The sequence below is a fragment of the Streptomyces sp. NPDC127114 genome, from assembly GCF_042677525.1.
Taxonomy (GTDB): Bacteria; Actinomycetota; Actinomycetes; order Streptomycetales; family Streptomycetaceae; genus Streptomyces.
In genome coordinates this window covers 20,122-34,784 of the sequence record NZ_JBHXTJ010000020.1, presented here as the reverse complement: position 1 = coordinate 34,784, position 14,663 = coordinate 20,122, and the positions used below count along the sequence as shown (strand labels likewise).

The 14,663-nt window shown below is 72.8% G+C and carries 13 protein-coding genes; 9 read left to right on the top strand and 4 right to left on the bottom strand.

Annotated elements, in window-relative coordinates:
• Nucleotides 1–267: 267 nt before the first annotated feature.
• The gene (gene xylB / locus ACFVGS_RS20930; protein ID WP_384412837.1) at nucleotides 268–1,755 is read right to left on the bottom strand and encodes a xylulokinase; all 1,488 of its coding nucleotides are present in this window, start codon (nucleotides 1,753–1,755) and stop codon (nucleotides 268–270) included.
• 107 nt (nucleotides 1,756–1,862) lie between these two features.
• Here xylB and xylA point away from each other — a divergent pair, with 107 nt between their 5' ends.
• The 3 genes from xylA (at nucleotide 1,863) to ACFVGS_RS20915 (ending at nucleotide 4,906) form a co-directional block, all read left to right on the top strand.
• The gene (gene xylA / locus ACFVGS_RS20925; protein WP_385693297.1) at nucleotides 1,863–3,035 is read left to right on the top strand and encodes a xylose isomerase; all 1,173 of its coding nucleotides are present in this window, start codon (nucleotides 1,863–1,865) and stop codon (nucleotides 3,033–3,035) included.
• 87 nt (nucleotides 3,036–3,122) lie between these two features.
• Entirely contained in the window at nucleotides 3,123–3,746 is a 624-nt protein-coding gene (locus ACFVGS_RS20920; RefSeq protein WP_384412832.1) for a hypothetical protein, read from the top strand.
• Entirely contained in the window at nucleotides 3,743–4,906 is a 1,164-nt protein-coding gene (locus ACFVGS_RS20915; protein WP_385693296.1) for a hypothetical protein, read from the top strand. The genes ACFVGS_RS20920 and ACFVGS_RS20915 overlap by 4 nt, the downstream gene beginning before the upstream one ends.
• A 93-nt stretch (nucleotides 4,907–4,999) precedes the next feature.
• On the opposite strand, the gene ACFVGS_RS20910 is transcribed toward ACFVGS_RS20915, so the two are convergent.
• Together ACFVGS_RS20910 and ACFVGS_RS20905 are read right to left on the bottom strand one after the other, a co-directional pair.
• Entirely contained in the window at nucleotides 5,000–5,845 is an 846-nt protein-coding gene (locus ACFVGS_RS20910) for an SMP-30/gluconolactonase/LRE family protein (protein ID WP_385693295.1), read from the bottom strand.
• Nucleotides 5,842–6,615, bottom strand: a complete 774-nt coding sequence (locus tag ACFVGS_RS20905) for an IclR family transcriptional regulator (RefSeq protein ID WP_384412822.1) — start codon at nucleotides 6,613–6,615, stop codon at nucleotides 5,842–5,844. Before ACFVGS_RS20905 ends, ACFVGS_RS20910 begins: the two co-directional genes overlap by 4 nt.
• Before the next feature lie 195 nt (nucleotides 6,616–6,810).
• Here ACFVGS_RS20905 and ACFVGS_RS20900 point away from each other — a divergent pair, with 195 nt between their 5' ends.
• The 6 genes from ACFVGS_RS20900 (at nucleotide 6,811) to mmsB (ending at nucleotide 14,041) form a co-directional block, all read left to right on the top strand.
• Nucleotides 6,811–7,965: a mandelate racemase/muconate lactonizing enzyme family protein gene (locus ACFVGS_RS20900; protein ID WP_384412819.1), complete on the top strand. Its 1,155-nt coding sequence runs from the start codon at nucleotides 6,811–6,813 to the stop codon at nucleotides 7,963–7,965.
• On the top strand, nucleotides 7,962–8,996 hold the full coding sequence (locus tag ACFVGS_RS20895; protein WP_385693294.1) for a zinc-binding dehydrogenase: 1,035 nt from the start codon (nucleotides 7,962–7,964) through the stop codon (nucleotides 8,994–8,996). Before ACFVGS_RS20900 ends, ACFVGS_RS20895 begins: the two co-directional genes overlap by 4 nt.
• 111 nt (nucleotides 8,997–9,107) lie before the next feature.
• Entirely contained in the window at nucleotides 9,108–10,079 is a 972-nt protein-coding gene (locus ACFVGS_RS20890) for a hypothetical protein (RefSeq protein ID WP_385693293.1), read from the top strand.
• 3 nt (nucleotides 10,080–10,082) lie between these two features.
• Complete coding sequence (chvE, locus tag ACFVGS_RS20885) at nucleotides 10,083–11,192, top strand: multiple monosaccharide ABC transporter substrate-binding protein (protein WP_384412812.1); 1,110 nt, start codon at nucleotides 10,083–10,085, stop codon at nucleotides 11,190–11,192.
• A gap of 20 nt (nucleotides 11,193–11,212) precedes the next feature.
• Nucleotides 11,213–12,799 carry a multiple monosaccharide ABC transporter ATP-binding protein gene (gene mmsA / locus ACFVGS_RS20880; protein WP_385693353.1) on the top strand — a complete coding sequence of 529 codons (1,587 nt, stop codon included), beginning with the start codon at nucleotides 11,213–11,215 and terminating at the stop codon, nucleotides 12,797–12,799.
• Nucleotides 12,800–12,808: 9 nt separating this feature from the next.
• The gene (gene mmsB, locus ACFVGS_RS20875; protein WP_385693292.1) at nucleotides 12,809–14,041 is read left to right on the top strand and encodes a multiple monosaccharide ABC transporter permease; all 1,233 of its coding nucleotides are present in this window, start codon (nucleotides 12,809–12,811) and stop codon (nucleotides 14,039–14,041) included.
• On the opposite strand, the gene ACFVGS_RS20870 is transcribed toward mmsB, so the two are convergent.
• Nucleotides 14,038–14,646: an exonuclease domain-containing protein gene (locus ACFVGS_RS20870; RefSeq protein WP_384412806.1), complete on the bottom strand. Its 609-nt coding sequence runs from the start codon at nucleotides 14,644–14,646 to the stop codon at nucleotides 14,038–14,040. The genes mmsB and ACFVGS_RS20870 overlap by 4 nt on opposite strands.
• Between the last annotated feature and the right edge of the window lie 17 nt (nucleotides 14,647–14,663).

Below are 14,663 nucleotides of genomic sequence, written 5' to 3'. Positions count from 1 at the left end.
CACCAAGATTGTTCGCCTGGTGAAATTCATTTCACCGGCTAGGTGGCATGAGTGTCCGCGCGGAGCGGTCGGGTGTCAACGGCGTGGAACGAAAACCGTTGGTGCACTGACGATTCTCCGCGCGGGGCGCTAGGTCAGGGGGAAGGGCAGGAATGGCGGGTCGGACGCCCCGAGCCTGCGGGGGCCGGGCGCCCGGCCCCGGCCGGGACGGGCTGGTCTACGACGGGTGAGCCCGGCTGGGTGCGCCGGCCGGGGTCGGGCGCTCGGTCAGGTCAGCAGGGTGGGGGTCGCGCGGTCCAGGACGTCGGCGATGCGCTGCCAGGTCGCCTCGTCGCGCTCGACGGGGGCGATCTCGCGGCCCGTGCCCGCGCCCCAGGCCGTCGCGAGCGCGACCGGGTCGGCGCCCGTGACCGCGGCCGCGGCGAGCGCGGCGGCGCCGAGGGCGACGAGTTCGGTCGCGTCCGGGACCACGAGCGGCCGGCCGGAGAGCCGTCGCACGGTCTCGGTCCAGGCCCGGCCGCGGGCGCCGCCGCCGACGAGACGCAGCGGGCGGTTCCGTACGGCCGGGTCGGCCGGATCGAGCCCACAGGCGGCGAGGAGTTCGTCGAGCGCGCGGAGCACGGTGAAGACGGCGCCCTCGTAGGCGGCGCCCAGCAGTGCGCCGGGCGTCGTGGTGTGCCGCAGGCCGGTGAGGAGTCCGGAGGCGAGCGGCAGGTCGGGAGTGCGTTCGCCGTCGAGGTACGGCAGGAGGACGAGGCCGTCGCCGGGTTCGGCGGCCTCGCGGTCGAGTCCGAGGAGGCCGGCGATCCGGTCGACGGCCAGCGTGCAGTTGAGGGTGCAGCCGAGCGGCAGGTAGCCGCCGTCGGCGGCGGCGAAACCGGCGATTCCGGGGCTCGCGGGCCGGGTGCGGGTGGCCGCGAAGACCGTGCCCGAGGTCCCGAGGCTGACGACCGGGTGGTCGAGGAGGCCGCCGCCACCGGTGGCGCCCCCTAGCCCGAGGCCGACGGCGGCGGCCATGTTGTCGCCTGTGCCGGCGGCGACGGCGACACCCGGCGGCAGGCCGAGGGCGTCGGCGGCCGCGCGGGTCAGGGTGCCCGCGCGGGTGGCGGCGGTGGGCGCGATGTTCGGGAGCAGGGCGGGGTCGAGCCCGAGGAGGTCGAGGAGGCCGGGGTCGTAGGCGGCGCGCCCGGTGTCGTACCAGCAGGTGCCGGAGGCGTCGCCGGGGTCGGTCACGGCCGCGCCGCAGAGCCGTTCGGTGAGGAAGTCGTGCGGGAGCCGGACGGCGGCGGTGCGGGCGGCGACGGCCGGTTCGGCCTCGCGCAGCCACTGCCACTTGGCGGCGGTCATGGAGGCGACGGGGACGGATCCGGTGCGGGCGAGCCAGGCGCCGGGGCCACCGAGCGTGTCGGTGAGGGCGGCGGCCTGCGGCGCGGAACGCGTGTCGTTCCAGAGCAAGGCGGGCCGCAGGGGGCGGCCCGCGGAGTCGAGCGTGACCAGGCCGTGCTGCTGGCCGGCCACGGCGATGCCGGTGACGGCGGCGGGCGGCACGGCGGCCTGGGCGAGGCCGTCGGCGACGGCCTTCGCGAGCGCGGACCACCACTCCTCGGGATCGGTCTCGCGCGCGCCGCCCTCGCCGGTGACGGTGTGGGGCGCGCGGCCGACGGCGAGCAGGGTGCCGTGCTCCGCGTCCACGACTGCGGCCTTGGTGGACTGGGTGGAGCTGTCGACGCCGACGACCACCGGACGCTCCGGCATGGGCTGACCTCACTTTCCCCGCGCGGGCACTGGCGCCCGGACTGTCTCGACGGTATTAGTTATCTCAGAAAACAAATCTGGCGGCCAGCCTCGTGAAGGAGCCGGACATGCCGCAGAACCTCCTCCCCACCCCCGACGACCGCTTCACCTTCGGCCTGTGGACCGTCGGCTGGCAGGGCCGTGACCCGTTCGGGGACGCCACCCGGCCCGCGCTCGACCCGGTCGAGTCCGTGGAACGGCTCGCCGCCCTCGGCGCGTACGGCGTGACCTTCCACGACGACGACCTGATTCCGTTCGGAGCGGAGGAAACCGAGCGCGAGACGGCGGTCAAGCGCTTCCGTGCCGCACTCGACCGCACGGGTCTGAAGGTCCCGATGGCCACCACCAATCTCTTCACCCATCCCGTCTTCAAGGACGGCGCGTTCACGGCCAACGACCGCGACGTGCGCCGCTTCGCGCTGCGCAAGACGATCCGCAACATCGACCTCGCGGTCGAGCTCGGCGCCTCGGTGTACGTGGCCTGGGGCGGCCGCGAGGGTGCGGAGTCGGGTGCCGCGAAGGACGTGCGGCTCGCGCTCGACCGGATGAAGGAGGCCTTCGACCTGCTCGGTCAGTACGTCACCGAGCAGGGCTACGAGCTGCGCTTCGCGATCGAGCCGAAGCCGAACGAGCCGCGCGGCGACATCCTGCTGCCCACGATCGGGCACGCGCTCGCGTTCATCGAGCGCCTGGAGCGGCCGGAGCTCGTGGGCGTCAACCCGGAGACCGGACACGAGCAGATGGCGGGGCTCAACTTCCCGCACGGCATCGCGCAGGCCCTGTGGGCGGGCAAGCTCTTCCACATCGACCTCAACGGCCAGTCCGGCATCAAGTACGACCAGGACTTCCGGTTCGGCGCGGGCGACCTGCGCCAGGCGTTCTGGCTCGTCGACCTGCTGGAGACGGCCGGTTACGCGGGGCCGCGGCACTTCGACTTCAAGCCCGTGCGCACCGACGGCTTCGACGGGGTGTGGGAGTCGGCGAAGAACTGCATGCGCAACTACCTGATCCTCAAGGAGCGCGCCGCGGCCTTCCGGGCCGATCCCGAGGTGACCGCGGCCCTCGCCGCCTCCCGTCTCGACGAACTGGCCGCGCCGACGGCGCAGGACGGGCTCACGGGCCTGCTGGCCGACCGCGCCGCGTACGAGGACTTCGACGCCACGGCGGCGGCGGAGCGCTCGATGGCCTTCGAGCGGCTGGACCAGCTGGCCCTGGAGCACCTGCTCGGCGTGCGTCGCTGACGCTCCGGCGAAATTCCCTTACGCTGCGTCGCCGCTTGTGCCATTCTCCGAGGGTCTGGCCTTCTTCCGAGGGATCGGAGACGCGACATGCGGCTTCCAACTGGTGCTGTCCGCTGGGGTGTTGCTCTGCTCCTGTGTCTGTCGGCCGCGGTGGCCTGCAACGACACGGGCAGCGACGAGGGCGCCGGCCCCAGCGGCGGCGTCGAGGGCGGCGGAGTGCCGGGGCCCGGCAAGGGCGGTGGTTCCGGAGGGGGCAGCGGCGGGAAGGACGGCGGGGGCAGGCCGGGGCCGCTGAAGATTCCGGAGTGGAGCAGGACCGACCGTCTGCACGACGACGCCTCGGAGGAGGGGCGCATCAACTGGACCGCTCTCCGGGAGCGGTTCAAGGAGGAGTGCCCTGACCACACCGTGTGCGTGCGTCTCGTGCGCGTCAACCGCACGCCGGACGGCCGTGAGACCGCAGGACCGTGTGGATTCGACCACCTGGAGCCCAGGCCGGGAACGACGGTGCGGCGTGGGCAGGACACCACGGTGTACGTAGTCGGCGTGTGCGACGACGAGACGACGGATGAGCCCGAGCCCACGGACTCCGGCCGGACCACGGACCCCGGCCGCACCACGGAGTCGACGGACCCGGCCGAACCGACGGACCCGGCGGAACCGACGGACGCCACGGAGCCGACCGGCACCGACACCGCGACTTCCTCGTGAACGAAGGCGCCGCCGGCCCCGGTCGCCTCGCCACGTTCCTCGGCGCGGTCGCCGCGCCCACGGGCCTCGTCACCGGCCTGCTCTACTACTTCGGCTACTTCCACGCGTACTGGTTCTTCGCGTACTTCAGGGTGAACTCCACCGTCCTCGGCTTCAGTACGGCGGACTACCTCATGCGCAGCCTGGACGCCCTGTGGGTGCCGCTGACCGTGGCCGCGACGCTCGGCGTGGCCGTCTTCTGGGGGTACGACCTCGGGCGTCGCAGGCTCGGCCCCCTCATGGGGCCGGTGGCGCGGCGCCGCGCCACCGCCGCCCTCGCCGCGATCGGGTTCCTCCTGCTGGCCGGCGGCCTCTGGTCGACGTTCCAGGTGACCTTCCTGTCCCGCGTGCTCACGCTGGCCCCGCTCAGCCTCTCCGCCGGGGTGGCCCTGCTGGCGTACGCCCGGCATCTGGCGCGGCGGAACGCCGCCGAGGCGCCTGCCCCGCAGCCGCCTGCCGCTCGGGAGCCGGAACCCGCTCCTTCCCCCGCCGACGACGGCGACGACCAGGGCGACGGTGACGGTAACGGCGACGGCGACGGCGACGGGACTGACGCCGCGCCGAACACCTCGGCGGCCGAGGGGGCCGATGCGCCTCCCGCCCCCGCGACCGCTGCCGCCCCCGGCGACCGTCCCACGGCACCCGCGCCCGACCCCGCACCAGAACCCGCTCCGCCGTCCCCCGCCCGCCCCGAGTGGGCCGTGCTCGCCGAGTGGGCCGTGGTGTTCACGCTCGTCATGCTGGGGCTCGTCTGGGCCGCCAACGACTACGCCGCGTCCGTCGGCACGGTGCGGGCCCAGCGCTTCACGGCCGGGCTGCCGCACTACCCGACGACGATCGTCTACAGCGAGCACAGCCTCAGCATCAGCGGTCCCGGTGTCAGCGAGACCCGGTGCAAGGACGCCAAGGGCGGCAAGGACGACGACGCCGCCTACGGCTACCGCTACGACGGCCTCACGCTGATCCTCCAGTCGGGGAACCAGTACGTCCTGGTCCCGACGCGCTGGACGCCGGCCGACGGAGTCGCCCTGGTGCTCCCCCGCAACGACTCGGTGCGGCTCGAGTTCGGTCCGCCGCCGGGGGCGGCGGCGCGCGGCCGGGCGCGCGTACCTTCCTGCTGAGTCGGCCCAGGCGACACAAGGCCGCAAGCGCCTTCCGAGCCGGGGCCGACGACGATCGGCTCGACGGTGAACCGATCGACGCGACGGGGGCGTTCAGCCGGCGAACGGCGTCGCGGGCAGTCCCTGCCCCATGTCCGGCAGGACGAGCAGGGACCCGGCGAGCGGTTCCGGGTCGGCGAGACCGGTGCGGGCGGTCGTGACGTACAGGTCACGCAGGCCCGGGCCGCCGAAGGCGCAGGCGGTCGGCCGGCGCACGGGCAGCGGGACGACCCGCTCCAGTGCGCCGGCCGGCGTGTACCGGTGGAGGCTGCCGCCGTCCCACAGGGCGATCCAGACGCAGCCCTCGGCGTCCACGGTGAGTCCGTCGGGGATGCCCGCGCCGGGTCCGACGGTCGCGAAGGGGCGGCGGTCGACGACGCGGCCGTCCTCGACGCGGAGGGCGTCGATGCGGCGGGTGGGACTGTCGACGTAGTAGGCGAGGCCGGGGTCGGCGGGGCTCCAGCCGATGCCGTTGCTGACGGTCACCCGGTCGAGGAGCGGCGTGGCGCTGCCGTCGGGGGCGATCCGGAGAAGGCTGCCGCCGCCTTCCGCCTCGTCGTAGCGCATGCTTCCGGCCCACAGGCTGCCGTCGGGGGCGACGGCCGCGTCGTTGCCGCGGCGTCCGGGCACGGGGTCGTGGTGCAGCCAGGAGAAGGTGCCGTCGGGGTCGTAGCGGCCGACGCCGTCCCTGAGGTTGACGACGAGTCCGCCGCCGGCGCGGGGTTTCGCGGCGCCGACGTGCTGGTCCACGGGCGTGACGTCGTGGCTGCCGGTGGCCGGGTCGTGGACGTGGACGCGTGCGCCGAGGATGTCGACCCAGACGAGCCGCGAGCCCGCCGCGTCCCAGGTGGGGCCCTCGCCGAGGGTGTCGTCCGCCCGTACGGCGACCTCGACGGTCATCGCGTCCCGCCGCGGTGGCCGAGGCGTACGGAGAGGTCGGCGGCGCCCTTGGCGGCGAGCTCGGCGAGTTCGGTCTCACGCTCCTCGCTCCAGCGGATGACGGGCACGGAGATCGACAGGGCGGCGACGACCTGCCCGGAGCCGTCGCGTACGGGGGCGGCGACGCAGGAGACGTCGGGGTTGGACTCGCGGTGTTCGGTGGCGGCGCCGCGGGCGCGGATCCTGGCCAGTTCGGCGCGCAGCGCCTCGGGGTCGGTGATGCTGCGCGGGGTCATGGCGGCGAGCTCGCGTCCGTCGACGCGCGCGTCGAACTCGGCCTCGGGCAGGGAGGCGAGCAGCATCTTGCCGACGGAGGTGCAGTGGGCGGGCAGGCGCCGGCCGGCGGCGGAGACCATGCGGACGGCGTGGGTGGAGTCGACCTTGGCGATGTAGATGACGTCCAGGTCCTCCAGGACGGCGACGTGGACGGTCTCGTCGCAGGTCTGGGCGATCTCGTGGGCGACCTGCCGCCCCTCGGCGGCGAGGTCGAGCTGTTCGGCGTAGCGGCTGCCGAGCTGGTGGGTGCGGACGCCGAGGCGGTAGCGGCCCGGCTGCCCGGGGACCGAGGTGAGGTAGTGGCGGGCCGCCAGGGTGGTGAGCAGTTCGTGGGTGGTGGTGCGCGGCAGCCCGAGTCGCCGGGTGATCTCGGGCGCGGACAGTGTGTCGTCGCTGTGCAGAAAGAGCTCGAGAATGTCGAAAGCTCTGGTCACCGCAGGTACGAGACGTCCCATGACCGTCACCCGCCCCCTCTGTTCGTTCGATATCCCGACCATTGGCCGGTATGACGAACTGAGGCTAGCCGGACCAGGGTTCACCGGGCAACGGTCGCGCGAACCATTGACACCCCGGGGAGAGCTGCATACGGTCACGCCACCATTTCGAACGTGTGACGAAATCTCGAACATCACCCTGGGAGAGTAGCTGCCGTGCGCATCACGGGCATCACCACTCATGTCGTCGGAACCCCCTGGCGGAACCTCACCTACGTCCTGGTCCATACCGACGAGGGCCTGACCGGCGTCGGCGAGACCCGCATGCTCGGTCACACCGACGCGCTCCTCGGCTATCTGCGCGAGGCGGAGGCCAACCACATCGCCGGTTCCGACCCGTTCGCGGTCGAGGACCTGGTCCGCCGGATGAAGTACGGCGACTACGGCCGTGCGGGCGAGATCGTGATGTCGGGCATCGCCGTGGTGGAGATGGCCTGCTGGGACATCAAGGGCAAGGCGCTGGGCGTGCCGGTGTGGCAGCTGCTCGGCGGCAGTGTGACGGACCGCGTCAAGGCGTACGCGAACGGCTGGTACACCACCGAGCGCACCCCGGAGGCCTACCACAAGGCGGCCCAGGAGGTCGTCGCGCGCGGCTACCGGGCCCTGAAGATCGACCCGTTCGGCAACGGCCACCTCGAACTGGACGCCGAGCGCTCGCGGTACGCGGTGTCCCTCATCGAGGCGGTCCGCGACGCGATCGGTCCGGACACCGAGCTGATGCTGGAGATGCACGGGCGCTTCTCCCCCGCGACGGCGGTACGGCTCGCGCACGAGCTGGCCCCGTTCCGTCCGGCCTGGCTGGAGGAGCCGGTGCCGCCGGAGAACCTCAAGGCGCTGAAGAAGGTCGCCGACAAGGTGGACCTGCCGATCGCGACCGGGGAGCGGATCCACGACCGGATCGAGTTCCGCGAGCTGTTCGAGTCCCAGGCTGCGGACGTCATCCAGCCGGACCTCGGGCACATCGGCGGCATCCTGGAGACCCGCAAGCTCGCCGCCACGGCGGAGACCCACTACGTGATGGTGGCCCCGCACAACGTCGGCGGCTCGGTGCTGACCGCCGCATCGCTCCAACTCGCCGCCTGCACACCGAACTTCAAGATCCTGGAGCACTTCAACGACTTCGCGGACGCCGAGATCACCGGGATCGTGCGCGGGGCGCCCCGCGTGGATCCGGAGACGGGCTGCTTCGAGATCTCGCACGCGCCCGGGCTCGGCGTCGAGCTCGACGTGGACGCCGCCGCCGAGTTCCCGCAGCAGCGGGCCCGGTTCGACCTGTGGGCCGAAGGCTGGGAGCGGAGGGCCCCCAAGTGAGCACCTCGGCGGGGCCCGTGAGCCGGGCGGTGCTCGTCTCCGCACCCGGTGAACACCGGCTCGTCGAGCGCGAGTTGCCCGAGCCGGGGCCGGGTGAGGTGCGGCTGAGGGTGGCCGCCGCCGGGATCTGCCTGAGCGACCGCGAGCTGTACGACGGCCACCGTGACCGCGGCTACGTCCGCTACCCGGTGGTGCCCGGCCACGAGTGGTCGGGCACCGTCGAGGCCGTGGGCACCGGCGGCGACCCCGCCCTGATCGGCCGCAAGGCCGTCGCGGAGGGCTTCCGCAGCTGCGGCGGCTGCGAGCGGTGCCGGTGCGGCGAGACCAGCCTGTGCACCGGCGGCTACGCGGAGACCGGGTTCACCGAGCCCGGCGCCTTCGCCGACCACGTGGTCGTGCCCGCGCGGCTGCTCCACCTCCTGCCCGACGGGGCCGATCTGCGTGCCGCCGCGCTGCTGGAACCGGCGGCGGTGGTCGCGGCGGCGGTACGGGCCGGGCGGCCGCGCCCCGGGATGCGGGTCGCGGTGGTCGGCGCCGGCACCCTCGGCCTGCTCGCCGTACAGCTGCTCGCCGCGTCCTCGCCCGCCGTGCTGGCCGTGGTCGAGCCGCGGGCCGCACGGGGCGAACAGGCGCTGCGGTACGGGGCGGGCGAGCTGCTGACCCCGAAGGAGGCGGAGCACTCCGCCCACGGCCGCTTCGACCTGGTGGTGGAGACGGCGGGCGCGCCGACCACGGCGGCGTCCTCGTGCCTGCTCGCCCGCAGGGGCGGCCGGGTCGTGCTCACGGGGATGTTCACGCCGGGGGCGGTCGGCATCGATCCCGTCCACCTCTCGCTCAGTCAGCTGGAGGTGCGCAGCGTCTTCGGGGCCTCCTCGGCCGACTGGTCGGAGGCGGTGCGCGCGTTCGGCCTCGGTCTGATCGATCCGGCGCCGCTGATCAGCCACGAGTTCCCGCTGGAAGGGTTCGCGGAGGCCCTCGCCCTGGTGGGCGGTGGCGATCCGGGGACCGGCAAGGTGCTGCTGCGTCCCTGACGGGGCGCACCGCGTCCGGGGTGCGCCCTCTCCGGGCGCACCCTCTCACCGGCCCACACCCTCGTTCGCGAACGAGGTCCGAGATATCGAACAGAGAGACAGAGGACTTCCGTGACCGCTCTGCCCGCACCACCCCGACGCCCCGGCGCCGCCGCGCTGGCGCGGATCGGCCATCCCGTGCCCGCCCCCGAGCCCGCCGACGCCTCCCCGCACAGCTTTCCCGACGGCGGGACCTGGCGGACGGAGATCCCGTCCGTCGAGGGCCCCGAGGCGCTCGCCGAGGTCCTGAAGGAGAGCACCCGGCTCGACGTGCCCGTGCACCGCATCAGCCAGGGCAGCGGCGTGTGGATGCTCACCGACGCCGAGATCGCCGAGATGGCCGACGCCTGCGCCGAACGCGGCGTCGAGCTCTGCCTGTTCACCGGGCCGCGCGGTTCCTGGGACATCGGCGCCGCGACGCGGACCGACTCCGGCGGGGCGGGTCTGAGGGCCCGCGGCCACGACGCGCTCGCGGGGTGCGTCGAGGACGCCGTGCGCGCCACAGAGCTCGGGGTCCGCTGTCTGCTCGTCGCCGACGAGGGCGTGTTGTGGACCCTGCACCGGCTGCGCGCGGCCGGCGCCCTGCCCGCCGACACCACGTTCAAGGTGTCCGCGCTGATCGGCCCGGTCAACCCCGCCTCGTACGCGGTGTACGAGCGGCTCGGCGCCGACTCGCTCAACGTGCCCTCCGACCTGACCCTCGCCCATCTGACGGAGATCCGCCGGGTCAGCCGCGCGCCCATGGACCTCTATGTGGAGGCGCCGGACGACCTCGGCGGCTACGTCCGCATGTACGAGACCGCCGAGCTCATCCGCCGCGGAGCGCCGCTCTACCTGAAGTTCGGTCTGAGCCGCTCGGCCGGGATCTACCCCTACGGCGCCCATCTGCGCGAGCACACCCTCGCCACGGCGCGGGAGCGCGTGCGGCGCGGGCGTCTCGTCCTCGATCTGCTGGCCCGGCACGGCGCCGCCGCCGGCATGTCCCCGCTCGGCTCCCGGCTGCCCGGCGAGCTCCGCCGTTTCCCCGCGACCGAAGGGAACTGATCCATGCGCACCCGCACCCTGCGCGCCGCCGCGGCGGCCGCACTGCTCACCACCCTCGTCGCCGGATGCGGCCAGGAGGCCCGCGGCGGCAGCCGCTACCAGCCCGACAAGGGCAAGGGCGGCACGATCGGGCTCGCCATGCCGACGAAGGCGTCCGAGCGCTGGATCGCCGACGGCGAGAACATGGCGAAGCAGTTCCAGAAGGCCGGCTACGAGACCGATCTCCAGTACGGCGACGACAAGGTCGAGAACCAGATCGCCCAGATCGAGAACATGATCACCAAGGGCCGCCGGCTCCTGGTGATCGCCGCGATCGACGGCTCGGCGCTCACCGAGGTCCTCCAGCGGGCCCACGACGCGGGCATCCCCGTGATCTCGTACGACCGGCTCATCATGGGCACCGGGAACGTCGACTACTACGCCTCCTTCGACAACGAGAGGGTCGGCGAGCTCCAGGCGCAGTACATCGTCGACCGCCTCAGGCTCGGCGCGCCCGGCAGGACCGGCGGGAAGCCGTACGACATCGAGCTGTTCGCGGGTTCCCCGGACGACAACAACACCCGCTACTTCTGGAACGGCGCCATGAAGGTGCTCCAGCCGTACCTCGACAGCGGGCAGCTCGTGGTCCGCAGCGGGCAGACCAGGATGAACCAGGCGACGACGCTGCGCTGGGACGGCGGCACCGCGCAGAAGCGGATGGACGACCTCATCAGCAAGAACTACGGCGAGGAGAGCATCGACGCGGTCCTCTCGCCGTACGACGGGATCTCGATCGGGATCATCTCCGCGCTGCGCAGCGCCGGTTACGGCACGGCGGGCCATCCACTGCCCGTGGTCACGGGACAGGACGCCGAGCTCGCTTCGGTGAAGTCCATCATGCGCGGGGAGCAGACCCAGACCGTGTTCAAGGACACCCGGAAGCTCGCCGCCCGGGCCGTGGCGATGGGCGACGCGGTCCTCAACGGCCGCAAGCCCGAGGTCAACAACGTCAAGGACTACGACAACGGGAAGAAGACCGTACCCGCGTACCTCCTCGACCCGGTCAGCATCGACAAGTCCAACACGCGACTCCTCGTGAGCGAGGGGTACTTCACGGCAGGACAGCTCTCGTGAGCGGGCCGGCCGTGCTCGAGATGCACGGCATCACCAAGACCTTTCCGGGCGTCACCGCGCTCAGCGACGTACGGCTGACCGTACGGCCTTCCGAGATCCACGCGCTGTGCGGGGAGAACGGCGCGGGCAAGTCGACGCTGATGAAGGTGCTCAGCGGCGTCCACCCGCACGGTTCGTACGAGGGCGAGATCCGCTTCGACGGCAAGCCCCTCGCCCTGCGGGACATCCGGGACGGCGAGCGCCACGGCATCGTGATCATCCATCAGGAGCTGGCGCTCGTCCCGCACCTGTCGATCGCGGAGAACATCTTCCTCGGGAACGAGCGCTCCCGGCGCGGAGTCGTCGACTGGCCGGCGACCCTGCGGGAGGCGGCCCGGCTGATGCGGCGCGTCGGACTGCGCGAGCACCCGCGCACGCCCGTGTCGGAACTGGGCGTCGGCGGCCAGCAGTTGGTGGAGATCGCGAAGGCGCTCGCCAAGGAGGTGAGGCTGCTCATCCTGGACGAGCCGACGGCCGCGCTCAACGACGCCGACAGCGCGGCCCTGCTCGGACTCGTCCTGGAACTGCGCGACCAGGGCATCGCCTGCGTGCTGATCTCCCACAAGCTCGGCGAGATCCGGCGCGTCGCCGACACCGTGACCGTGCTCCGCGACGGGCGCACGGTCGAGACGCTGACCGTCCGCGCCACGCCGGACGCCGAGCCCGACGTCTCCGAGGACCGCATCATCCAGGGCATGGTGGGGCGGGCCCTCGACCGGCGCTTCCCCGAGCGGACCGCCTACGACGGCGAGGACGCCGGCCGCGAGGCGCTGCGCGTGCGCGGCTGGACGGTCCGCCACCCCGCGGACCGGCGGCGCACCGTCGTCGACGACGTCTCCCTGACCGTGGGCAAGGGCGAGATCGTGGGCATCGCGGGACTGATGGGAGCGGGCCGGACGGAGCTCGCGATGTCGCTCTTCGGGCGCTCCTACGGGCATCACGTGGCCGGCTCGGTGGCCGTCGACGGACGGGAGACGAGCCTCGCGAGCGTCCCGGACGCGATCGCGGCGGGCCTCGCCTACGTCACCGAGGACCGCAAGCGGTACGGGCTGAACCTCGTCGACACCGTCCACCGCAACATCTCCCTGGCGTCGCTGCGCCGGATGGTGCGGCGCGGTGTGGTCGACGAGCACCAGGAGCGGCGGGTGGCCGAGGACTACCGCGCCGGCCTGAACATCAGGACGCCCACCGTCCTGGAGGAGGTGGGCCGGCTGTCGGGCGGCAACCAGCAGAAGGTCGTCCTCGGCCGGTGGATCCACGCCGATCCGCGGGTGCTGATCCTCGACGAGCCGACCCGGGGCGTCGACGTCGGCGCCAAGTACGAGATCTACACGGTGATCGACCGGCTCGCGGCCGAGGGGCGGGGCGTGCTCCTGATCTCCTCGGAACTGCCGGAGCTCCTCGGGATGTGCGACCGGATCTACACGATGGCCGAGGGACGGCTCACCGCCGAGGTCGCCCGTGCCGACGCCACCCAGGAGTCCCTGATGCGCCACATGACCCCGAGCGACCCGAGCCCGCCCCCGGCCAGGACCGCGCCCCCGACCCCTACCACGAGCGGAAGCTGAGGCTCCGACATGACCACCACGACCCCTTCCGCACCGGACGCCGCACTCGCCGGCCGGCCGGACCGCCCGTCCTCGGGCGCGCTGCTGCTCGCGGGAGTGCGGGCGAACATGCGCCAGTACGGCATGCTCGTCGCGCTCGCCTTCCTCGTCGTGCTCTTCCAGATCTGGACCGACGGGACGCTGCTGCTGCCGAACAACGTCTCCAACCTGATTCAGCAGAACAGCTACATCCTCATTCTTGCCATGGGCATGATGATCGTGATCGTCGCCGGTCACATCGACCTGTCCGTCGGCTCGCTCGCCGCGTTCGTCGGCGCCCTGGCCGCGGTCATGATGGTCCGGCACGACATGCCCTGGGTCCTGGCCCTGGCGCTCTCCCTGCTGGTGGGTGCGGCGGCCGGCGCCTGGCAGGGCTACTTCGTCGCGTATCTCGGCATCCCGTCGTTCATCGTGACGCTGGCCGGAATGCTGCTCTTCCGCGGACTCACCCAGATCTTCCTGGAGGGCCGCTCGCTGGCGCCGTTCCCCGACGGCTTCCAGAACATCGCCAAGGGCTTCCTGCCCGAGATGGGCCCCTACACGCAGTACCACAACCCGACACTGCTGCTCGGTCTCGTCGCCGTCGCGCTGCTCCTCGTACGCGAGGTGCGCGACCGCCGACGCCGCGCGGAGTACGACTCGGAGCCGCTGCCCACCGGCCTGTGGGTGCTCAAGTGCACCGCGATGACGGCGGCCGTCGTCGCGTTCACGCTCACCCTCGCCAGCTTCCACGGCGTGCCCGTGGTCATGCTCGTCATGTGCGCGCTGCTCGTGGCGCTCGGGTACGTCATGCGCAACGCGGTGATCGGGCGCCACGTCTACGCGCTCGGCGGGAACAAGGCCGCGGCCATGCTCTCCGGGGTGAAGGACCGGCGGGTCACGTTCCTGGTCTTCGTGAACATGGGCGTGCTCGCCGCACTCGCGGGCTGCGTCTACGCGGCGCGGCTCAACGCGGGCACGCCGCAGGCCGGTCTGAACTTCGAACTGGAGGCGATCGCCGCGGCGTTCATCGGCGGCGCGTCGATGAGCGGCGGCATCGGCCGGGTGACGGGCGCCGTGATCGGCGGCCTCGTCCTGGGCGTCCTCAACAACGGCATGTCCCTGGTCGGCATCGGCACCGACTACCAGCAGGTCATCAAGGGTCTGGTGCTGCTCGCGGCGGTCGGCTTCGACGTCTGGAACAAGCGCCGGGCCGGCCGCTAGACACCCTCAGGGAGCGGACCCCATGACGGGTCCGCGGGCGGCCAGGCCTGCCGGTCCACCAGGTCGAGGACGAGGGCGGCGATGTTCCAGGCGTCGTCCTCGCCCCGGTGGTGACGGCCCTCCAGCGGGAGGCCGGCGATCCTCAGGGCGCCCGCCATCCCGGGTCGCCTGCGCAGCCCGTACGCCTCGGTGAACACCGCCTTGGCGTTGGTGTGACCGCGCTCGGCCGGGCGGCCGAACGGGTACGGCGTCCCGGCGGCCCGGCACTGCCGGTCGAACTGCCTGCGGTCGTAGTCGCCCCAGCTCGCCCAGGGGCGCCGCCGGGCGTCGTGCTCGTCGGCGAGGATCCGGCAGGCCTCGGCGAAGCCGACGCCTCCGGCGACCTGGGCGGGCGTCAGCCCGGTCAGCTCGGTGCAGAAGGCGCTCACCTCCGAGCGGGCCGGCCGCACCAGGATCCCGTGCCGGGAGACGCGGCGGCGGGTGGCGAGGTCGACGACGGTGAGACCGATCTCGATGATCTCGCTCACCGCGCCGGCCGGGGGCTGCCCGTCCCAGCAGGTGGCCTCCACGTCGACGACGTTCAGAAGGGCGGGTCCGCTGTCCATGGCGGCAGGGTAGAAGG